Raw genomic sequence first — 20,438 nt, 5'->3', positions numbered from 1 at the left:
GACGAGGACGGCGCGTGACCTGAGCGCCGGCGAGCGGGCCGGGGAGCTCCACCTCTCCCGGGGGGCGTGATGGCAGCGGAGCGGCGCGTGCGCACGCTTCGGCTCCGCGCTCACGACGACGCCGCCGTGCGGCGCGGCGCGCTCCTCGTCGAGGACGCGCTCCGCACCGCCTCGCTCCCCGGCGCGGATCGCGGCCGCCTCTACGTCGTGCGCCGCCTCTCGCTGGGCGCGATCGACCTCACGCGCCCTCCGGCCGCGATCGCGATGGAGATCGAGCGCCGCTTCGAGGCGTTGCGCGCGACCGCGGTCCACGCCGATGCCAGCGGCGCGGCGTCGGCCGAGGCCGTCTACTTTCACGACGACGTGGAGCCCTCGGTCTTGCTGGCCCGGCGGGTGGCGGCGCAACAGGCCGTCTCGGCGTGGTTCTGGCCCCTGGCCGTGCGCGGTTACGCGCCGGCGCTCCCCGCGTCGAAGGCCCTGGAGATCGCGCTCGCCCGCGCGCTCGAGACGCCGGCCGGGGCAGCCGCGGTCGTGCGGATGACGGCCGAGCTGGACGAGGCCGCCCTCGACGCCCTCTGCGGCGCGCTCCGCCCCGGCATCGGCGAGGCCCTGCTCCTCCGCTGCGGCTGGGGCGCGCCGCCGGCCGTGGTGCGCGCGCTGGACCGGGGCGTGGTTGCCGCGCCGGGCGAGCGACCGCGCCTTGCGTCGCCGTGGCCGGGGGTGCTGCGGAGGTGGGTCGCCCGGTGGGGCGCGGCCGACGCGCGCGCCGTCTGGCTCGCCGCGGTCGCCGCGTGCGCGGGGAGCCCGGCGCTGGCCGTGGACCGGCGGCTCGCGGCGCGCGGGGCGCAGCTCGCGATGGCGGCGGCGAGCCTCCCCGAGGTCGATGCGGCCGCAGCAGCGGAGGGCGACGCGGCCGCGTCGTCATGGCCGGTCGATGCGCCGCCGGCCGAGGAGCCGGAGGCCGTGGCGGAGGTCGCGGCCCCGCGCGCGGCGGCGGTGGGGCCGGACGCTGCGCCCGCGGCGGCCTCGGCCCTCTGCGCCGATTCCGCGCGCGCCGCCGCGCCGCGCGCGGAGCCCGGGCGTCCCGCGACGCTGCCCGTGCCGCCCGGGCCTCCGGTCGCGCCCGCGTCGCCGGCGCCGGCCGCGCCCGCGCGGCCCCCCGACACGCCGTCGGGGGCGGCGGCCGCCGGCGCCGCGGCGCGGTCGGCCGCCGGCGGGGAGCCGGCGGCGCCGCGCCGCCGCGCGCCCCGCGGCCGCTCCTCGGGCCGCGAGCCGGTCTGGAACGGCGTGCCCATGCCCACCGCCGCCGGCGGGCTGCTCCTCGCGATCCGGCCGCTCATGCGGCTGGGCATGGCCGACTGGCTCCACGACCACCCGGCCGCGGTCCGGGGCGGGTTCCCCGTGCGCGTGATGGAGCACCTCGGGGCGTGGTGCGGTATCTCGCCCGAGGATCCGGCGCTCGCCGTCTTCGATCCTCCGGCCGAGCCGCTCCCCGACGTCGTCGATGCGCCGCCGGAGGCGTGGCGAGACGTGCTCGGCGAGGCCGCGTGGCGGGCGCTGAGCTGCCGTCCAGCGGGCGCGCCGGCGACCTGGCGCCTGGCCCTCTCGCTCTGGCTCCGCCGCTTCGCCGGGCTCCCCCTCGGCCGTGTCGTCCGGCGCCCCGGCCGGGTCGTGGCCACGCGTACCCACGTGGACGTCCTGTTTCCGCTGGCCGCCGCGGACGTGCGCGTGCGTGCCGCGGCGCTGGACGTGAACCCCGGCTGGGTCCCCTGGCTCGGGCGGATCGTGCAGTTCCACTACCTCGAGGAGGCGTGACGTGCGGGCGGCGAGGGCGAGCGAGGTCCCTCGAGGTCCATCGGGCGGTCTCGAATGCTGCGGCGAGCGAGAAGCACCGTTACGCATCGCGAGCCCTGTCCCTGGCGGCGATCGGGCGCGCCATTCAGCGCCGGGGAGCGCGCGCCGAGCATTCGGTCGATCCGTGGGTGCTCTCCGGTGGCCTCGGAACTTCTTCTTTCCTCGCGTGGTCCTCAATGCTGCGCCGTGGCCTCGTGAGAGGTGCGCTCGTCGAGCGGTTATCGTCGCGCTCCCGTCGCCCCGCCGTTCGTCGGAGGATCCCATACGGCCGCGCCACGCTGCGGTCCCTGGCCCCGTCGATGAGCGAAAGATAGCCCCAGGGCTCCTCTTCGGGCTGGTCGCCGAGGCCCCGAGCCTGATACCGTTCGCCCACGGGTAGGGTTCGAGCGTCGAGCAGGGCGGGCACACAAGTCCGCCTCGGCTGCCGCATGCATCGAAATCGAGAACGTGAGTGGGTGTTTGCAGTGAATCTGCCGGGGCTTACGAGCGCGACCGCGCAGGAGGGAAGGCAGCCATGAAGGAAATCAACTTCACCGTGACCATCGATGAAGCCAACATGATCCTCGAAGGCATTGGGCTCTTGCCCTTTGCCAGGGTCTACCAGCTGGTCGGTAAGCTCCAGGAGCAGGCGAGGGGCCAGCTGAACGGCGAGACATCGACGACCGAAGCGCCTCGCCCGGCGCCCGCCCCGAGGGTTTGATCCCCGCGAGACACCGACGAGAGGACGAGACCGTGTCGGCTCCCAGGGGCTGACGCGGTCGCACGAAAGCAGGTTATCGCCGTGGCCCGAAGACTCGCGGATCCCCTGGTGATTGAGCGCGATGGGACCAGCCAGGCCGGACGCGTCCAGGCTGCGCTCGACCCCGGCTACGTGGCGGTCGACGAGCGCTCGCCGCTCGACCTGCTGTCGTTCGCGCGGGCGTATGCCGGGGAGCTCAGGTACTACGACGAGCGCGGCCGGCCCGCCGGCGACTGGAGCGCGTTCCTGGACGCGGACCTGGGCGCGCTGGCGGCGCTCGTCGAGGAGCCGGGGCGGCTCACCGAGGGCGAGGCGCGCCGGCTCGGCAAGCCGCACACCGCGCTCTTCCTCGCGTTCCTGCGGCTGCTCGGCCACCCGCGCGATCTCATCAACACGCTCACGCGCCGGCACCTGGAGTTCTACTACGAGCAGGTCCTTCGCATGTCGCGCAAGGCGGCCGTCCCCGATCGGGTGCATGTCCTGTTTCGCCCCGCGGCCGGCGTGGCCCAGGCGCGGTTGCCCGCCGGGAGCCTGCTCCGCGCCGGGAAGGACAGCCTGGGTCGGGAGCGGGTTTACCGGACCGATCGCGACCTCGTGGTCAGCCGCGCCAGGATCGCGCGGCTGAGCTCGGTGTACGCCGAGAAGGAGATCGTCGGTATCCGGGAGGCCAGGGAGCTCCACAGGGACACCCCCGAGGCGCTGCTCCGCATGCTCGAGATCGCGCTCGGCGATCCGCGCCCGGGCGACCCCCTGCCGAGCTACCAGGAGCGCGAGGTCACGGTCGGCCTCCTGGCCGACGTGAAGAAGCTCCTGGACTTCTCCGAAAAGCCCCTGTTCATGCCCCGGTCGGACCTGCACTCCATGATGCAGCTCAAGCGCCGGCGCGACGGGGCCGACGCCGAGTGGAGCGAGATCAACCGCATCCTCGAGGCGGCCGGGAGGGCCCGGCTCGGCAATCCGGAATGGCGGCTCGCCCCGGACGACCCGCGGGACTTCCCGGCCAACCTGGCCAAGGCGATCGGGGGGGAGCTCGACTTCGAGCACGACGGCATCCCCAACGTGCGCAGCCTCGAGGATCTGTACGAGCGGCTGGTCGACGACGAGGGGCCGGACGACGGCGATCTCCGCGACCGCATCCGTGAGTTCATCAAGGATAAGCTCCACCTCGAGGACGCCGGCCTCTTCGTCCGCATGATGCAGATCAAGATCCGGATCGACGACGAGTGGCGGGAGATCAACCGCATCCTCGAGCGGGCCGGTCGGCGGAAGAGGGAGAACGTCTCGTACAAGCTCGATCCTGCGAATCCCCTCGCCGCCTTCGAGGCCAACCTCGAGGACGCCATCGGCCGGCTCGATTTCTCGACGCTCGGCCTCTCGGTCCTGCCGGGGGTCTCCGACATCGAGGAGTATCACCGCGCGATCCTCGCGATCGAGGCGTATTTCCACATGAACGCCGATCAGGTGGCGTACGTCATGGCCGTGGCCGAGAAGCCCGTCCAGGCGGGCGCCACCGCCGGAGAGTGGAACAACGTTTATCGCCTCCTGGCCGAGGCGCATGAAGAGAAGGCCTACGGCCGCCGCCGAGCCGCGTTGCAGAGCGCGCTCGAGGGCGCGGCGAGCGAGGCCGCCGGCTTCAGCGCCATGCTCCGCATCGCGCTGGGAAAGGACGCCTCCGAGGCCGAGGAGCCGCCTCTCCTGGAGCTGCGGGAGTATGTCCGCTCGACCTCGGATTACGGCTTCCTGGAGGGCATCCAGGCGCGCCTCGGCGGCGGCTCGATCACGAGCGAGGAGTGGGCGCGGGTCTACCGGGTGCTCGAGCTGGCCCAGCGCATCCGCGAGCGGCTCCCCGAGCCCGTCGCCCAGCGGGAGACGTGGCTCAACCTCCACGCGGCCGCGGACGCGACGTCGGTCGCGGCGGCGCCCGCCGGCGAGGCCGGGCTGAAGCAGCGCCGCTGGAAGACGTTCGGCAAGCGGCTGCCCGAGGCCACCGAGGCGCGCCCGCCGCCCGCGGTGATCGGCTGGGCGCTCTGCTCCCCGATGCTCTGCTTGCGCCAGGGGACGCGCACCATCGTCCTGACCCTCGGCTTCCGGGCCGATCGGTTCGATGCGAACCAGCTCATCGAGCTGCTCAAGCAGGACCCGTTCGGGGTCGAGCTCAGCACCGAGAAGGGCTGGCTCGCGCTCCCCGCCGCCGCGACCGTGGGCGACTACCGGGAGCTGAGCAAGGTGTCCGCCACGCTCGAGGAGCCGCTCAAGGCCATCCAGCTCACGGTGTCGCTCGGCGAGGACGCCGCCGCGATCGCGCCGCCGAGCCGCGACGCCGCGGGGATCGCGACCCCCTGGCCGATGCTCCGGCTGATGCTGCGCCCGGTCTGGAGCGCGGAGCGCAAGCAGTACATCGCCCATTACGCGTCATTCAGGGATCTGACGCTGGCGGCCGTCCACGTCCACGTCGAGGTCGGAGGGCTCACCCCATCGGCCCTGCAGAGCGACGAGGCGTCGCTGAACCCGAAGCGGCCGTTCGAGCCGTTCGGGACCAGCCCCGCCGTCGGCTCGCGGTTCTATGTGGGCGACCCGGAGCTCGTGATCAAGCGGCTCGACAGCCTGACGTTTCACGTCGAATGGCGGGGCGTCCCCCAGAGCAGCCTGAATAGTTACTATACGAACTACGGTATAACAAAGGACTTCACGACCCGGATCTCCCTGGTGGACAACCACCTGGAGCTCCCGCTGGCGAAGGCCGCCGCGCTCTTCGCCAGCGACGCGACGCTGCCGCACGAGATCAAGCTCGCAGACGTCCCGGCGCTCCTCTCGGCGAGCGGCACGACCCATCGCTACGAGGCTTTGCCGGAGCTGCCGGCGAAGGCGGAGGTCTCGGCGTGGCCCCGGTACATCCAGTGGGAGCTCACCCCGATCGACTTCCAGCACGGCGTGTATCCGGCCGTGGCGACCCAGCAGGCCCTCGCGATGGCCAAGGCACTCCTCACGGCACCGGCCGGCGCCGACCCCGCGAGCTTCCGGGTCAACCCGCCGTACACGCCCAGGATGAAGAGCCTCCGCGTGGATTACACCGCCTCGGCCGAGGTGGATGTGGGCGAGGTTGGCAGGGGAGGGCGGGCCGATCGGCTCTTCCACGTCCACCCGTTCGGCATCAGCGCGATCGAGGCCGACGCCGAAGGGGGCGAGATCCGGTTCCTGCCGCGGTACGATCACGAAGGAGAGCTCTACATCGGCATCGAGGGCGCGCAGCCGCCGCAGACCCTCTCGCTCCTGTTCCAGATGGCCGAGGGCAGCGCGAGCCCCGATCTCCGGCCGGTGCCGATCGCGTGGAGCTATCTCAGCGGCGACCGCTGGCTCACCCTGCACGAAGGCAACCTCCTGCTCGACACGACGCGCGGCCTGATCAACTCGGGGATCGTCGAGATCGCGCTCCAGCCGGCCGAGCCCAGCACGCGCCTCCCCGGCGATCTCACCTGGATCCGGGCGGCCATTCCGCACCACGCCGACAGCGTCTGCGACGCGGTGGCGATCCACGCGCAGGCGGTGTCGGCCACGTTCGTCGACCGCGGCAATGCCCCGGATCATTATGGACAGCAGCTCCCCGAGCGCAGCATCACGAGGCTCCTCGAGCGGGCGCCGCAGATCGCGGGGGTCGAGCAGCCGTACACGTCGCGCGGCGGCAGGGCGGCGGAGGGCGAGCGCGGCTTCGCAACGCGCGTGAGCGAGCGGCTGCGGCACAAGCAGCGGGCGCTCACGATCTGGGACTACGAGCGGCTGGTGCTCGAGCGCTTTCCGGAGATCTACAAGGTCAAGTGCATCCCGGGGGGCGCCGGCCAGCCGTCCGACAGCCCGGGCGCGGTCCAGATCATCGTCATCCCGGACGTCCGCGGCCAGTCGGGCGCCAACCCGTTCGAGCCGAAGGCCCCTGCCAACCTGATCGCCGACATCGAGGCGTACCTGGCCGACAAGTGCCCGGCCCAGGCCGCGGTCCGCGTGCGCAACGCCCATTACGTGCCGGTGAAGGTGAGGGTCGGCGTCCGGTTCCGGGACGGGCGGGACGAGGGGTTCTACAAGAAGCTGCTCAACGAGGAGATCAACCGCTTCCTCTCGCCGTGGGCGTACGACGAGGGCGCGGACATCACGATCGGCCGGAAGATCTTCGCGAACAGCATCGTGAACTTCATCGACGAGCGCGAGTACGTCGACTTCGTCGCCACGATCAAGCTGTTCAGCGGCGAGGACGGGCTGGCGCAGCCCGTCGCCGGGCAGGGGTATTTCGTCGCGACCGACCGGCCGGACGGGGTGCTGGTCGCAGCCCAGCAGCACGTGATCGATGTCATCACCGAAGCCGGGTACGTGGAGAAGAACTTCACCGGGATCAACTACATGAAGATCGAGCTCGACTTCGTCGTCGCCGGCTCGGGTTGAGTCTTCCTGCTCTAGCGCATACGGGGAATAGCGATGGAAATCAACAAGCGAAGCCGGGCCGAGCTGAAGCAGTACTTCGTCAAGAACGCCATCCCGACGGAGAAGAACTTCGCCGAGCTGATCGACGGCATGCTGAACCAGAAAGACGACGGCATCGCCAAGCTGCCGGGCGACGCGCTGAGCATCGAGGCCTCGGGCGACGACACCAGCCAGAAGAAGGCGATCCAGTTTTACACGAGCTTCGCCGACGCCAGCCCCACCTGGGTGCTCAGCCTGAACCCGCGCCAGAACCCTACCGAGGCGGCCACAGCGAAGCCCGGGTTCAGCATCAGCGACGGCGCGGGGAACAGCCGGCTGTTCATCGATCGCCGCAATGGCAACGTCGGGATCGGGACGGTCGCGCCTGCGGCGAAGCTGCAGGTGGCCGGCGGCGCGATCATGCCGCAGGGCGGCAGTGGCAGCAACGCCGGGATCCTCTTCCCCGAGAACCCGGGCGGCGGCGGCGGTGACGCGGCGTGGATCCGCTACTATCCGCGATCCGGCGAGCACATGGTTCTGGAGATTGGAACCTTGAATGATCCACAGGACCATATCGCGCTCATGGCCTCGGGAAACGTGGGAGTCGGAACGAACGATCCGACGCACAAATTGCACGTTCGCGCCGCGGATGCCGTCGGTTTGTTCGAGTCCACGGGGACGCAGGCATCTCTCAGGCTCACGACCAAGGAGGGCATGGACAACCGTGTGGAGATCGCGAACCGCCCCGGTGGCCAGCTGGCCCTCTGGACCGCAGCTGGAGGCGACTCGCTGACCATATCGAAGGATGGTCAGGTGAGCGTGACTCGATCGCTGTCTGTCAACGGTCCGGTGTCGATCCCAAACGGCAGGCTGGGGGTCGGCACCAGCTCCCCCCGCGTCGCGCTCGACGTGCAAGGCGACGCCTATGTGGGGCGGTCCCTCAACATCGCTGCCGCCAGCGACGGCACGAACGGTGGTATTCTGAACATTCACAACGAGACGAACAGAAAGTTTTGGCATATCACCATTCGTTCGAACGCGGAAGACAAGCTGATCTTCTGGAGCAATAACACCACCGCTTACCGCGCGGTACTGCAGCTCAGCATGGACGGCAACGTCGAGATAGACGGTACCGTCCAGGCGCCTCGTGGCGCGATGCTCCAGCACATCGGCATCGGTACGCAGGCTCATGGCGCGACGAGCTACCCTTATGAAACGATCCAGATGGTCCATAACCACAACCTCCGCATCTGGTTCGCGACCAAAGAGAGATTCGTGTTCGGAAACGACGGCTCGTTCACGATTAGATTCGACCAGGGGTACTGGGTGTTCCAGGCCGATGGGAACCTAGTTAAATTCAGAAGCAACGGGACGGTACTCTGGGCCCTGAATCAAGTATCGGGGAAGTGGGGCTGGAGCTGACGGGCGATGCTCGAATCCCCCAAGCTTCCCATCGGCCCGCTCGAACACCCCGCGCTGGACTACGCCTTCCTGCGCCAGGAGGGCATCCGCCACCTCGAGCGCATCGCGGGGCACCTGTGGACCGACTTCAACGACCACGATCCCGGGATCACCATCCTCGAGCAGCTCTGCTACGCCATCACCGATCTGGCCTACCGCGCGTCCTACGGCGTGCCGGATCTGCTCGCCAGCGGCGGCGGAGATCCCTACCGGAGCCTCTACAGCCCGGCCACGATCCTGACGTCGCACCCGGTCACGCTGGTCGACCTGCGCAAGCTGATCCTCGACGTCGAGGGGGTCAAGAACGCTTGGATCGAGGTGGTCGAGGAGCCTGATCTCCCGCTCCACTACCACGAAGCTCGGCGCGAGCTAGGCTTCCGGCCCGAGCCGCCGTACACGGCGCCGGTGCTCCTGAAGGGGCTGGTGCGGGTCCTCGTCGAGAAATCCGATCTGCTGGACCTCAACGCCGAGCAGGTCAGGCAGGACGTCACCCGCCGCCTGCATGCCTGCCGTCCCCTGTGCACCGACTTCGACGAGATCCGGGTGCTCGACAGCCAGCAGATCCAGATTCAGGCCGAGGTCGAGATCGGCCCGGTCGACGACGCCGAGGGCGTGCTGCTCGAGATCTACGACGCGCTCTCGGAGCACGTCTCCCCCTCGGTTCCTTTCGCCACGCTCACGGAGATGCTGGCCGCCGGCAAGCGGAGCGACGAGATCTTCGACGGGCCGCCGCTGGAGCACGGCTTCCTCGACGACGAGGCGCTGGAGCGGATGCGCCGCAAGGACGCGATCTACACCTCCGATCTGATCCGCGTGATCATGGATGTCGCCGGGGTCAGGGCGGTGCGCAGCATCACGGCGTCGGCGGATGGCGGCGCGCCGGAGCCGTGGAGGCTCCTGCTGGATGCGCATCGGGCGCCCAGGCTCGATCTCCACGGTTCGTCGATCACCCTGATCAAAGGGCGCCTGACGGCGCGGCTGGATGCCGCCGACATCATCAAGAAGTTGACGGCGCGCCGCGCGCAGGCGGCGTCCCACGGCGCGCTGCCGGCGCGCGAGCGGGATCTCGCCCCGCCCCTGGGCCGCGACCGGCAGATCGGGCGGTACACCTCCATCCAGCACCAGTTTCCGGCGATCTACGGCATCGGCGCAGCGGGCCTGCCCGACACCGCCACCCCGAAGCGCAAGGCCCAGGCCAAGCAGCTCAAGGCCTACCTCATGTTCTTCGATCAGCTGCTGGCGAACTACTTCGCACAGCTCGCCCACGCTGCATCGTTGTTCTCGTTTCACCAGGACAGCCCGCGTACGTACTTCGCGCAGAGGCTCGACGATCCGAGCCTGGGCCTCGGAGAGCTCCTGCGCGACGCGGGCGGCCACCAGGCCTTCCTGGACGACACCACGGAGCGCACGGCGGACGCCGGGGCGGTGGCGAACCGCGCGAACCGGTTCCTGAATCACCTGATGGCCCGGTTCGCCGAGCAGTTCACCGATTACTCGCTGGTCGTGCTCGACGCCGCGAGCCGCCGGGAGCGCTCGGCCGGCGACAAGCTCGCTGCCGACAAGCTGGCGTTCCTGCAGCGCTACCCGCGGATCAGCAGCGCCAGGGGCACCGGGAGCAACATTCTTCTGCCGCGCAGCGCAGACAACATCTCAGGCCTAGAGGAACGTATCCGGCGCAAGCTGGGTCTCGGCCCGGAGGAGAAATTCTTCCTGATCGAGCACCTGCTCCTCATGCCCCTCCGGGAAGACGACGTCCCGCCGGGCGAGCGAGAGTACCAGCAGATCCCTGTGCTCTCGGAGTCCGCCCGCAAGGATCCGTACTCCCTGGCGCTCAGCTTCGTGTTTCCGGTCCAGTTCGGCCGTCCGGGGCTGTCAGGAGATGCGGCGAACGAGTTCAGGATCTTCGTGGAGCAAACCCTCCGCGAGGAAACCCCCGCCCATCTTGCCGTGTACCTCCACTGGCTGAGCGCGGAGGAGTGGAGACATTTCGACCCTGATCCCGCATCCGACGCTGTTTCTGTCTATGACGACTGGCTCGACGCTCTCCGCAGCTATCGGGCCGCGAAGCTCGGCCTGGAACCCATGTCCGAGACCATGCACTTCCGTGCGCGCGACGCTCGGGACCGGCTCATCGACCTCCTCGAGCTCGGCGAGACCTACCCGCTACGCGACCTGCCAGGACGTGCCGAGACGCTGACCGTGCCTTTCAACCAGGCTGCCCGGATCCCCATCGAGGCCAGTCAGCTCGGGGTCGTGTACGAGCTGCGGAGCGTTCGAGACGACACGCTGATCCTGCGCGAGGAGGGTGGCCAGAGCGTGCCCGTCCAGATCGAGGGGACCGGCGGGAAGATCTTCCTGGTGACCCCGCCGATGCGGGAGGACACCACCTACAACATCCTGGCGCGCAAGATCGCGACGGGCAGGCATGCCTATCTGCGGCAGCAGGCGACCGTCAAGGTCGGGCTCGACGTGGCGCTCCGCGCGCGGATCCTCGACGCCGCGCCCCTGGTGGACCCGGACGCCGGGGCGCCCGCCGATGGGGACCCTCGCATCGTCGCGTACGGGGCGCAGGTGCGTGTGCAGATCGACCACAGCCAGGAGGGGGTCGATTACCGCCTCGTCCGTCTCGACGGCGAGGGCGGGGAGGAACAGGCGCTCTCCGAGGACGTGCGCGGCGATCTGAGCGATATCGTCCTCCTCGCGCGGCCTGTCCGCGAGGACCTCGACCTGCGCATTCGCGCCACGAGGGAGACGCATACCGCCCTGCTCGACATCGTGCTTCCTCTCAAGGTCCGGGCCAGGACGGATCTGCCGGTGGCGCTGGAGCCGTCCTCCGTGGTCAACTTCGGCGAGGGCGCGGCCCTGCGGATCGAGAGCACCCAGACGAGCGCCAGCTACATGCTCTATGTCGGCGCGGTCCCCGATCGCGACTTCGTGTTTGGCGCCGGGGGTCCGGAGCTGCTCGCGGCCGACGTCGAGGGCGAGCCGCGCGTTCACGTGCGCAGGCCGCCCCAGCGCCCGATCTGGGAGGACCTCGACGGCTTCACGCCGGTGGGCGCGCCGGTGCGCGGCAACGGGGGCACGCTGCGCCTGCCGATGAGCGCGCTCACCCGGGACAGCGTGATCCTCGTCCGGGCAGAGAAGGAGCATCAGGCCGCCGTGAACGTTTCGTCTTCGGTCCAGCTCCAGAACGCCGCGCTGCTCCTGGTGCGGCCGGATCCCGGCGTGGCGCTCAGGCTCGGCGTGGTCATGGATGGCGCGCGGACGACCGGGACACTGGAGGTCGCGGGGGGGCAGCCGGGCGTCTTCTACCATGTCCGCCGCGAGCCCGACGGCGCGGACCTCGGGCTGCCGGCCTATTTCCACAAGACCGACGATCGCGATGCCCGCTTGAACAAGGGGATCGAGCAGCTCAGGGTCGAGGGGGATCTGGCGATCTCGCGCGGCCCGTCGCGGCCCGCGTCGACCTCCGCGGAGCTCGCCGCGACGCCGCCGCTCGCGCCGCTCCTGGAGACGGGCCCCCTGGACGCCGGCACGACGCTGCACTTCCGCGCGGTCAAGGCCCAGACGCGCGCGGCGGCGCGCCTGTCGCAGACGGCGCGGATCGCGCCGGTGCCCGAGATCCGGGCGGAGCCGGCGGCGGTCGCTCCAGGCAGCCCGGCGACCATCGTGGTGCCCGCCAGCGTCGCGGGCGAGCGCTACGAGCTGACGCTGGACGGGCGGCCGGTCGGGGAAGCGCGCGACGGCGACGGCGGGGAGCTGCGCTTCACCACCGCACCGCTCGCGGCGGAGACGCGCTTCCAGGTGCGGGTGACGCGCCCCGGGGAGCCGGGGATCCCGGTGGAGCGGCTCGTGCAGATCCGCGTGGAGGTGGCGCCGGGGGGCTAGCGTCGCGGTCGACTGAGCTCATCCCTGATTGAGCATGCCGCGCGCAGATCAGTCCGCCCAGGTCTCAACTGCTCTCTTTTGCTCGATGGCGAGCTTGAACAGCTCGCATAGCGCGCGTAGCGCGGTGTGGACCGCTGCCGCCGAGGGCAGCATGTCCTCTGCGAGGTCCGGAGGAAAGAACACATCCCCCCTCTCACCAAGCTTTTCGACGGCAGCGGTAAGCGAGGGGAGTGCGCTCGCCGCGACAGACGGAGGCAACGGTTCGCCCCGTCTCCAGGATGCGAACACGTCGGGAACACCGAGCTGCCGCGCCGTCGCGACGGCAGCCCGCCACACCGGCTCCCGCATGCTAACGACATTCCCCATAACCATCGGACCAGCTTCGAAGGGGAGCACATCGTCGTCGTTGCTCCCCTGCAGCTGCAGATAACGATGAATATGCCAGTAGTCATATGTCGTCGTCACAGTATTCCCGCGATCTCGTTGACGTAGCTGTCGATCAGGTCGGCGAGTGTGATGCGCAGCGAGTATCCGCTGGAGGTTGGCGTCTCGCCCTGTCCGTGGGGCGCCACCGGTTCGATAATGATGTTCCGGGTCCGCTCGCGGTTGAGATAGCGCGAACGGAATACGCTTGCTCTCAAAGGTTCCATCCCTGCGCATTGGATCACCGCACCGGCGGTCCGCGCACGATCGCCCGCCCGCGCACGATCGCCCCAGCCCATGAAATTGGCGATGTACGATGCAGCCCCGGGGTTGTCAGGGACGCTCTGGAAAAGCGTCAACTTGCTCTGATCTGTGGCGCGGCTGAACTGATGGCGCTGCAGCTTCGCGCTCACTACGCGAACCTCCGCGGGACCGAGCAGAAGGAAGTCCATCTCGTCGACGCGCCCGCCGAGCGGCTGCCCTCCTGCATCCGCGAGGTAGAGGGATGGTTTGACGAGCAGCGTACTGCCCGTCGCTGCGGCAATCTGGCGCAGGCCCGGCTCTGCAGCTGCCTCGACGAGATCACCCACCCGGATCTCCGGGGCATTGACCACGCCGCCTGGCCGTCGATACGAATCTTCGTCGACGAGGATTGCACGCTGCCGGGACCGATTGGCGCCTCGGAATTGTGGTCCGACACCATTGATTCGCCACAGCTGCGCGATCTGCGCGCTCTGCGCCACGATGGCGGCGTGCTCCTCTGGCGATGGGATCTTCTTCGTGGCGCTCGGCAGCTGCGGGTTGATCTGGGCAACGACAATCCAATCGTGGCCGACGGGATTGCGCAGCTCCAGCGCCGTCAGGCCGAATTGATCACGGATCGTGGCGAGCCTCTGCCGAACCGACGCGGTGGTAGCGCCGCGCGCCTCCATCAAGGTCTCGGCGGCGGCCACCGCGCCCCTGAGGCGGATCTGCGGGTCCCCCGTCGCCGCGCCACGCCCACCACGGGCCGTGTTCATGACAAACCGCCCCAGCCTCCTCGCCTGCGCGACAATCCACTCCACCACCCGATCCAGCGCCCGGTCGATCGGCTGCCGCACGCGGTTCACCACGCCCGTCACCGCGTCCGTCACCCGCCCCAGCCCCGCGATCCGCGCCAGGAAGCTGATCACCAGCGTGAGCAGCCCTCCCATCGTCTGCTCGACCCGGTTCGCCGCCGCCGCGATCACCCCGTTCGCGATCGCCGAGATCGAGTCGATGAACGCGGCCGCCACCTGCGCGATCTGCCGCATCCGCTCGACGAAGAACATCACCGTGTTGTAGATGGCGAGGATCGCCTGGATGAACGCGCCCGCCGGGTTCAGGCTCGTCACGAGCCGCGTGATCGCCGCCTGCACCACGTTGTCCCGCACGAAGGTCATGATCTGCTCCATGACCAGCTCGCGCAGGTTGCTCAGGCTCTCCTGGATCTTCTCCCACGCCGCCCCAGGCCCCTGCGTCACCAGCGTGGCCACGACGTCGAACCCCGTCTCCAGCACGCGCACGGCCGTCTCGCCGATCGCCCGCACCAGCTTCTGCCGGAGGTTCTGCCAGGTCAGCCCCAGCACGCTCAGGACGAACTTGATGATCTCGCGCAGGCTGAACCCCTGCGGGATGTAGATGTTCGCGCCGCTCATCGCGCCGGTGAGCCAGCCGATGAGCGACCCGCGCAGGTGCGTGAGGAAGTTGCCCGCGAACTGCCGGAGCCCCAAAAGACCCGCGCGCACCAGGTTCCCCACGAAGCCGATCGGGTTGCGCAGGATGGTGCGGAAGGCGCCGGCCGCGCGGCGCAGGTAGACAAGCACGCTGGGCGCCACGACCGAGAAGATGATCTCGAGCAGGTCCCACACCGTGTTGCCAGCCCAGCGCAGGAAGCTGCCGATGAAGTCGCCGAAGACGCCGGCCACACGGGCGAACGCGCGCGGCAGCAGCACGAGGTCGCTGATCTCGAGCGACGACAGCGCATCCAGGAACAGCCGCGGAACTTGCCGCACGAAGCCGATGAGCCCGGTCAGCGCCCCCTGGAACCAAGCCCACGCCCGCGCGACCGCGTTGCTGCGCTTGATGTTCTCCCAGATCTCCTCCTGACCGATCAGCTTCATGAAGCCGCCGATCAGCGTCTCCGCATTGCGGGGCACCGGATCGCCGGTGATCGGGTCCTGCCCAAGCACGGCGCAGAGCAGATCCCAGCCGCGCGTCCGCGACGCCAGCCCGGCGATGGGGCGCAGCACGGCGTCCTTGATGAAGCGCAGGATCGCGCCGAAGAGGCCCCGCGCGAAGCCGATGATCCGATCGATGGGCTCCGCGAGGATGCGCCTGGCCCGGTCCCACACGCCGCCGAGGTTGAAGATGTCGCTCCAGCTCAGCGAATCGAGGAACCGGTTGATGGCGTCGCGGATGGCGCCGCCCGTGAGCCCGAGGCTCCGGAGCTGCTGCTCGACCCAGCCCCCCACGCGCTCGAACACGCCATAGTTGTCGAGGGCCTGCGTGATGAGCACGCCGCCCGGGAGGAACTCGACCACGGCGCGCAGGATGTTGGCGGCGCTGCGGTCCACCCGGCCCATGTTGATCGGATTGACTCCGAGCACGATGGTGAACATCCGGAAGCCGGGGATCGCGTTCGCCCTGTCGGCAAAATAGTCGAGCGCGTCGCTCACGCCGAGCCGCTGCACCTGCGGCGCCGCGCGCTCCATGACAGCGACGTCTTCGCGGCGCTGCGCCACGGCGCCCTGCTGCACCGCAGCGCCCTGCTGGATCGTGTGCGTGAGCTCGTGGGCGATCAGCTCCTTGCCCTCGTGCGTCTCAGGCTGGAACCGACCCTTGCCGAAGAAGATGTGGTTGCCCACCGTGAAGGCCTGGGCCGAGACCTGCCGGTTGAGCTGAGCCGACTTGTCGCCCGTGTGAATCCGGACGTTGCTGAAATCCGCGCGGAAGCGCGGCTCCATGAAGCTGCGGACGCCGAGCGGGAGCGGCGCCCCCGACGCCCGGCTGCCGGCGATGTCCGCCGCGACCGCGGCGCCGGCTTCGGGCGGGCCTTCCGCCCGCCGCGCAATCACGGGGGCCGCGGCGCGGCGCTGCATGAGCCCGATCGACTCGGCGAAGCGCGCGATGTACGGCGACTCCAGCGTGCGGTGAAGCGCCTTGTCCCCCGGAGCACCCCCGAGCCCCTCGCCGCCCTGCGCCCGCCGCATCACGGCGCCGCTCCCGCCGGTCGAGGCGGCGGCGACCTCGGGCGCAGGCATGCGCAGGATCTTCTTCGCCGTCGCGTCCGCTTCCCGCTCCGCCGGATCATGCGGCGAAGAGACGCGCATCGCGCTCTGGAGCTGCACGCGACCGGCGGGCACCGATTGCACGGACACCGCCGCCGGCGCCGGACGCGGCGTCGCCGAGCGGTTCACCATCTTGTGCGGAGCCGCGTCCAACAATCCACCTGTATCACCTTCCGTCGTGCCAGCAAAGGCACGCGGCGAAAGGCAAGTCGACAGCCGCGCGGGCAGAACGAAGCGCGGCGCCAGGGTAGGCAAACCGTGTGCCGCGCGGTTCTAGTCTAGAGCGCTCGTCCCTCCTTCAAGAGCTCTCTGCGGATCCCCTCTTCCACGTCCTCCAGGAGCACGGTGTTGCCGCCGCGGCTCAGCGCCCGGAGCGACGCGTACCGCACCACGTTCATGATCGTGCCGCCCGCCACGTCGAAGCTCTCGGCGATGCGGCGGAAATCGATCTGCCGCTCCAGCTCTGCCTTGCGCGAAAACGCATCCTTCCAGATGCGCAGGCGCTCCGCCTGCTTCGGCATCGGAAAGTGGACCACGGACTGGAACCGGCGGATGAACGCGTCATCGATGTTGTTCTTGAAGTTGGACGCCAGGATGACCACGCCGTCGAACTCCTCGATCCGCTGGAGCAGGAAGCTGATCTCCTGGTTGGCGAACCGATCGCGCGAGTCCTCCACGCGCGTGCGCTTGCCGAACAGCGCGTCCGCCTCGTCGAAGAAGAGGATCCACCGCTTGTGCTCCGCGAGGTCGAAGACGCGCGCGAGGTTCTTCTCGGTCTCGCCGATGTACTTCGACACGATCATGCTGAGGTCGATCCGGTAAACGTCGCAGCCGCAGTGCTTTCCGAGCAGGCACGCCGACAGCGTCTTGCCCGTCCCCGGCGCGCCGTGGAACAGGCTGGTGAAGCCGGGCCGCAGCTTGTGGAGCATCCCCCAGTCCCGGAGCAGCACGTCCCCGTGCAAGATCCACTGCTTGATCTCCTCGAGCTGGCCGAGCGTCGACTCGGGCAGGACGAGGTCCTTCCATTCCAGCTCGGTCGTGATGCGGCGCGCCGGGAACTCGCTGCTGTACGTGGGCCTGCGGTCCTGGCCGGTCGTGAAGCGATGGAGGTACTCTCGCGAGATCGTCAAGACCCCGCTGAGCTGGGGCTCGCCGCTGCCCGCCGGGGCGAGGTGAACCACGTCGTGGCGCGCCAGGAGCTGGTCGCCGTCGAACAGCCGCATCGCCTCGAAGCGCGCCGCGAGGTCGTTCCCGGCCAGGAGGAACGCGGCCGTCTCGCCCGTGGGGAGGAACCCTCCGTGGCCGGCCCCGTGGGCGCCGCCGAACTCGGTGAAGCCCCGCTGCGTGGCGTCGTTGCGGGTCCACAGCACGTCGAGGAGCTGAGGGCGGATGTGAGGGATCAGCGCGAGCAGGAGGATCAGCCGGACGGCCGGCGGCACCTTGTGAGCGCCGATGAAGGCGGCATACGGGGATCGGCTCCCGTCGAGGGCGGGCGGCGCGACCTCCGGGGCGGCCTCGCCCGGACCGCCGGCCGCGAAGTAGGCCTTCAGCCGGGCGTCGAGGACCTTCGCGAACCACTCGAGATCGCGCTCGAGATCGCGCGCGTTGTCCTTCAAGGCAGCGGCCAGTCCGTGAAAATCGCTCTCTTCATCCATGGCAGTTTGACGACGCCGATGCCCCACGGGAGCTGCCCGAGCAGCATGTCGAACGGCGCCGGCTCCACCTGGAGCCGGAACCCTCGCGGGTCCTCGCGCACGAGCCCGCGGCGCTGCAGGAACGAGCCGCGGAGGCCCCGAACCGAGGTCCTCTTCAGCGCGGACCAGTGCTCGAGGACAGCCGACAGCAATGCGTCCACCTCCTCGCGGTCTCCCGCGGAGAAGAGCCCCTCCGAGATCGGCAGCGGCGAGTCGAGCTCGAGGCCGAGGGCGATCTTGATGAAGCCGAGCTCGAGCTCGAACGCCTCGTCCTCTCCCGTGGCGAGCAGGTGGAGCAGGGCAGCGGCGCGCGGCAGCCTCGCGGGAGCGAGCTCCGGCCTGCCAGCCTCCTTGACGCCGGTGCTCTCGAAGAACCGCGGCAGGTACGGGTGCAGGAGCAAGAGCCCCGCGTGGCTCACCCACTGGCCAGGAGGCTCGGGGTCCCGCTCCCTCTCTCGGTCGCTCCCGCTTCGTGGAGGCGACGCCTCATCGCGCCGCGCGGGAGCGATGTCCTTCGAGCGGTCCGTCGACGGGCCACCTGGCCAGGCCGGCTGCTCGCCGCGGAGGGGCGCCCGCGCAGGCGCCGCGTGGCCGGGCGCGGAGGGGGTGCCGGCCGGCGGGACCGGCGAGCGCGACAGGGGAGGCACGTCGCCCGCACGCCTCCCCGCGGCGAGCCAGCTTAGGAACGCCGCGCGGGCGGGCTCCGGCAGCCGCTCGGTCAGCTGCGCCGCGGCGCGGACACGCCGCTCCAGGCTCCCGCCGAGCGCTTCCGGCCCTCCGGCGCGCCGGTCGGCCGCGTCACCTCCGTCCGCCGGGGGATCGCCGCCGCCCCCCGCGGCCGCGTTGCCCCCCGCGCTGTGGCCTCCCCCGAACGCGCGCAGGAGCTCCGACGCTAGCTCGCCGGCGTCCAGCCCGTCGCTGCCCGCGCCGACGGCGGCGACCGCCGCCGCGGCGAGCTGGAGCCGCGTGGCCCGCGGCATCGAGGCGGCCTCGTGGCCCGACAGCGCGTCCACGATCTCCGCCAGCGCGGCGCTCGGCCCGCCCGACGGTCGCGCGTCGATGGCCCGCGCGACGGCCGCCCACCGGGCCTCGGGCACGAGCTGGAGCCACCGGAACCAGAAGGCCACTTCCCTGCGAGGATCGCCCGGCTCCCGCTGCGCTTGCTCCAGGACAGCGGCCGGATCGTCGCTCGCGGCGCCCCGCAGGTGCCAGAGGACCGCGGCTCTATCCAGGTTCGCCAGAGGCCAGGGCAGGGAGCCGGTGCGCAGATACGGAATCAGCATCCGGAGGAGCGCAAAGGGGGCTGCGTCGCTCGCGCCGACCGCCCCTGCATCGCCTCCCGCCGGCAGCGCCGCGACGACGCCAGCGCGGGCCTCCGCTCCCGCCGCGGGCAGCGCCCCGCTCGCCGAGGGCTCGTTGGCCCATGGCCCGTCGGCCCATCGATCGACCGGCGCCGAGCCGCCCTGCGTGCCCGCAGGGCCGCTGCGCCGCTCGCCTCCGGACGGCGTTGCCCCGCCGAGGTGTCCCGGGCCCGTCGCCGGATGCCCGGCCACCCCCGGACCTCGCGGGCTCGAGGCGCCCGCCCGCGCTGCGCCGGCGAGCGCGGCGCTCAGCTGCTGGCGCAGCTCGACCCTCATCCGCTCCGGCAGGCTCGCCGCAACGTCCTCCACGCCGGAGATCGAGAGCCGGAGCTCCAGCCTGGGAAGATGGACGACCTCGTCGGTCGCCGCCACCTCGTCGAAGGTTCGCTCGAACGTGGCGAGCAGCGCAGGATCCATGCGGACGCGCAGCTCCTTGCGCAGGGCGAGCGCCTCCTCCGGCGAGGTCGCCTTGACCCGGAAGGTGAGCCTGCGGATTCGATGCGGCAAGGACGGCATCGGCTACCCCGTGACGGCTCTCACCTCATTGCTGTCGTGCTTGTAGAAGGGGTACACCAGGTTGTACCGAGAGTTCGTGGCGCGCACCTCGTAGTCGATGGAGATCCGGAGCGAGCCCGCGTTCGGATCAGGGCTGTCGATCTCCACCGAGAGGAGCTTGATCCTCGGCTCGTAGATCAGGATGGCAGCCCTGATGCGGTCCTTGAGGAAGGTCCTCACCGTCGTGCCGGCCGGCTCGAACAGCAGCTCGTGCACGTCGAGCCCGTACTTGGGGTTCATGAACCGCTCGCCCTCGGCGGTCCCGAACAAGATCTCGAGGCTCGACCGGATGTCCTCCTCGTCCGAGGTCATCACGATCTCCTTGCCATTCTGGACGAACTCGGGGGGAAAGCTCCAGCCTGTGCCGAGGAAGGAGGAGTACGTGTCCTTAGGATCGTCGATCGCCATGGGTGCCGCTGGCTCCTTCCGTCACGCGATGATCACCGTCGGCTCGCCGACCGCCGCCGCGGCGCCGCAGAGGCATGTGTCGGAGACGCGCAGCGCAGGTCGGCCCTGGATCATGACCGTCCCGCTGCCAGCGGGGAACGCGCTCGTCGTGGGCTGGTGCGAGTTCGGCGGGAGCGGACATACGTGCAGGTCGCCGGCCACCGCGGCGGGCATCCCCGTGACGAGGACGGTGGCGACGCCGGGGCCCGTGATGGTCCCGCCGTGGGTGGTCGTGTCGGCGACTCGGGCTGCCGCGGGCATC

11 protein-coding genes are annotated in these 20,438 nt (G+C 70.3%); 5 read left to right on the top strand and 6 right to left on the bottom strand.

Annotation, left to right across the window (positions count from 1 at the left end):
* Positions 1-87 precede the first annotated feature (87 nt).
* The 5 genes from WME83_RS46860 (at position 88) to WME83_RS46840 (ending at position 12,388) form a co-directional block, all read left to right on the top strand.
* Entirely contained in the window at positions 88-1,815 is a 1,728-nt protein-coding gene (locus WME83_RS46860; RefSeq protein WP_437316202.1) for a hypothetical protein, read from the top strand.
* A gap of 553 nt (positions 1,816-2,368) precedes the next feature.
* Positions 2,369-2,554: a hypothetical protein gene (locus WME83_RS46855; RefSeq protein ID WP_437316201.1), complete on the top strand. Its 186-nt coding sequence runs from the start codon at positions 2,369-2,371 to the stop codon at positions 2,552-2,554.
* 108 nt (positions 2,555-2,662) lie between these two features.
* On the top strand, positions 2,663-7,021 hold the full coding sequence (locus tag WME83_RS46850) for a baseplate J/gp47 family protein (protein ID WP_437316200.1): 4,359 nt from the start codon (positions 2,663-2,665) through the stop codon (positions 7,019-7,021).
* A gap of 33 nt (positions 7,022-7,054) precedes the next feature.
* Entirely contained in the window at positions 7,055-8,461 is a 1,407-nt protein-coding gene (locus WME83_RS46845) for a hypothetical protein (protein WP_437316199.1), read from the top strand.
* A gap of 6 nt (positions 8,462-8,467) precedes the next feature.
* Positions 8,468-12,388 (top strand): hypothetical protein, encoded by a 3,921-nt coding sequence (locus tag WME83_RS46840; RefSeq protein WP_437316198.1) that lies wholly within the window; start codon positions 8,468-8,470, stop codon positions 12,386-12,388.
* Positions 12,389-12,436: 48 nt separating this feature from the next.
* On the opposite strand, the gene WME83_RS46835 is transcribed toward WME83_RS46840, so the two are convergent.
* From WME83_RS46835 to WME83_RS46810, 6 genes are read right to left on the bottom strand one after another with little or no spacing between them, the layout of a single operon-like run.
* Positions 12,437-12,853, bottom strand: coding sequence for a hypothetical protein (locus tag WME83_RS46835; protein ID WP_437316197.1), 417 nt, complete (start codon positions 12,851-12,853; stop codon positions 12,437-12,439).
* Positions 12,850-16,374 (bottom strand): eCIS core domain-containing protein, encoded by a 3,525-nt coding sequence (locus tag WME83_RS46830; protein ID WP_437316196.1) that lies wholly within the window; start codon positions 16,372-16,374, stop codon positions 12,850-12,852. Before WME83_RS46830 ends, WME83_RS46835 begins: the two co-directional genes overlap by 4 nt.
* A gap of 23 nt (positions 16,375-16,397) precedes the next feature.
* Entirely contained in the window at positions 16,398-17,774 is a 1,377-nt protein-coding gene (locus tag WME83_RS46825; protein WP_437316195.1) for an ATP-binding protein, read from the bottom strand.
* Complete coding sequence (locus WME83_RS46820) at positions 17,732-19,681, bottom strand: contractile injection system tape measure protein (RefSeq protein WP_437316194.1); 1,950 nt, start codon at positions 19,679-19,681, stop codon at positions 17,732-17,734. The genes WME83_RS46825 and WME83_RS46820 overlap by 43 nt, the downstream gene beginning before the upstream one ends.
* A 12-nt stretch (positions 19,682-19,693) precedes the next feature.
* The gene (locus tag WME83_RS46815; protein WP_437316193.1) at positions 19,694-20,137 is read right to left on the bottom strand and encodes a GPW/gp25 family protein; all 444 of its coding nucleotides are present in this window, start codon (positions 20,135-20,137) and stop codon (positions 19,694-19,696) included.
* A gap of 21 nt (positions 20,138-20,158) precedes the next feature.
* A complete protein-coding gene (locus WME83_RS46810) occupies positions 20,159-20,437 on the bottom strand; it encodes a PAAR domain-containing protein (RefSeq protein ID WP_437316192.1) in 279 nt (92 codons plus the stop codon).
* Position 20,438: the final 1 nt, after the last annotated feature.

This window comes from Sorangium sp. So ce385, assembly GCF_051474135.1.
GTDB lineage: Bacteria > Myxococcota_A > Polyangia > Polyangiales > Polyangiaceae > Sorangium > Sorangium cellulosum_D.
This window is presented reverse-complemented; position numbering and strand designations above follow the sequence as displayed.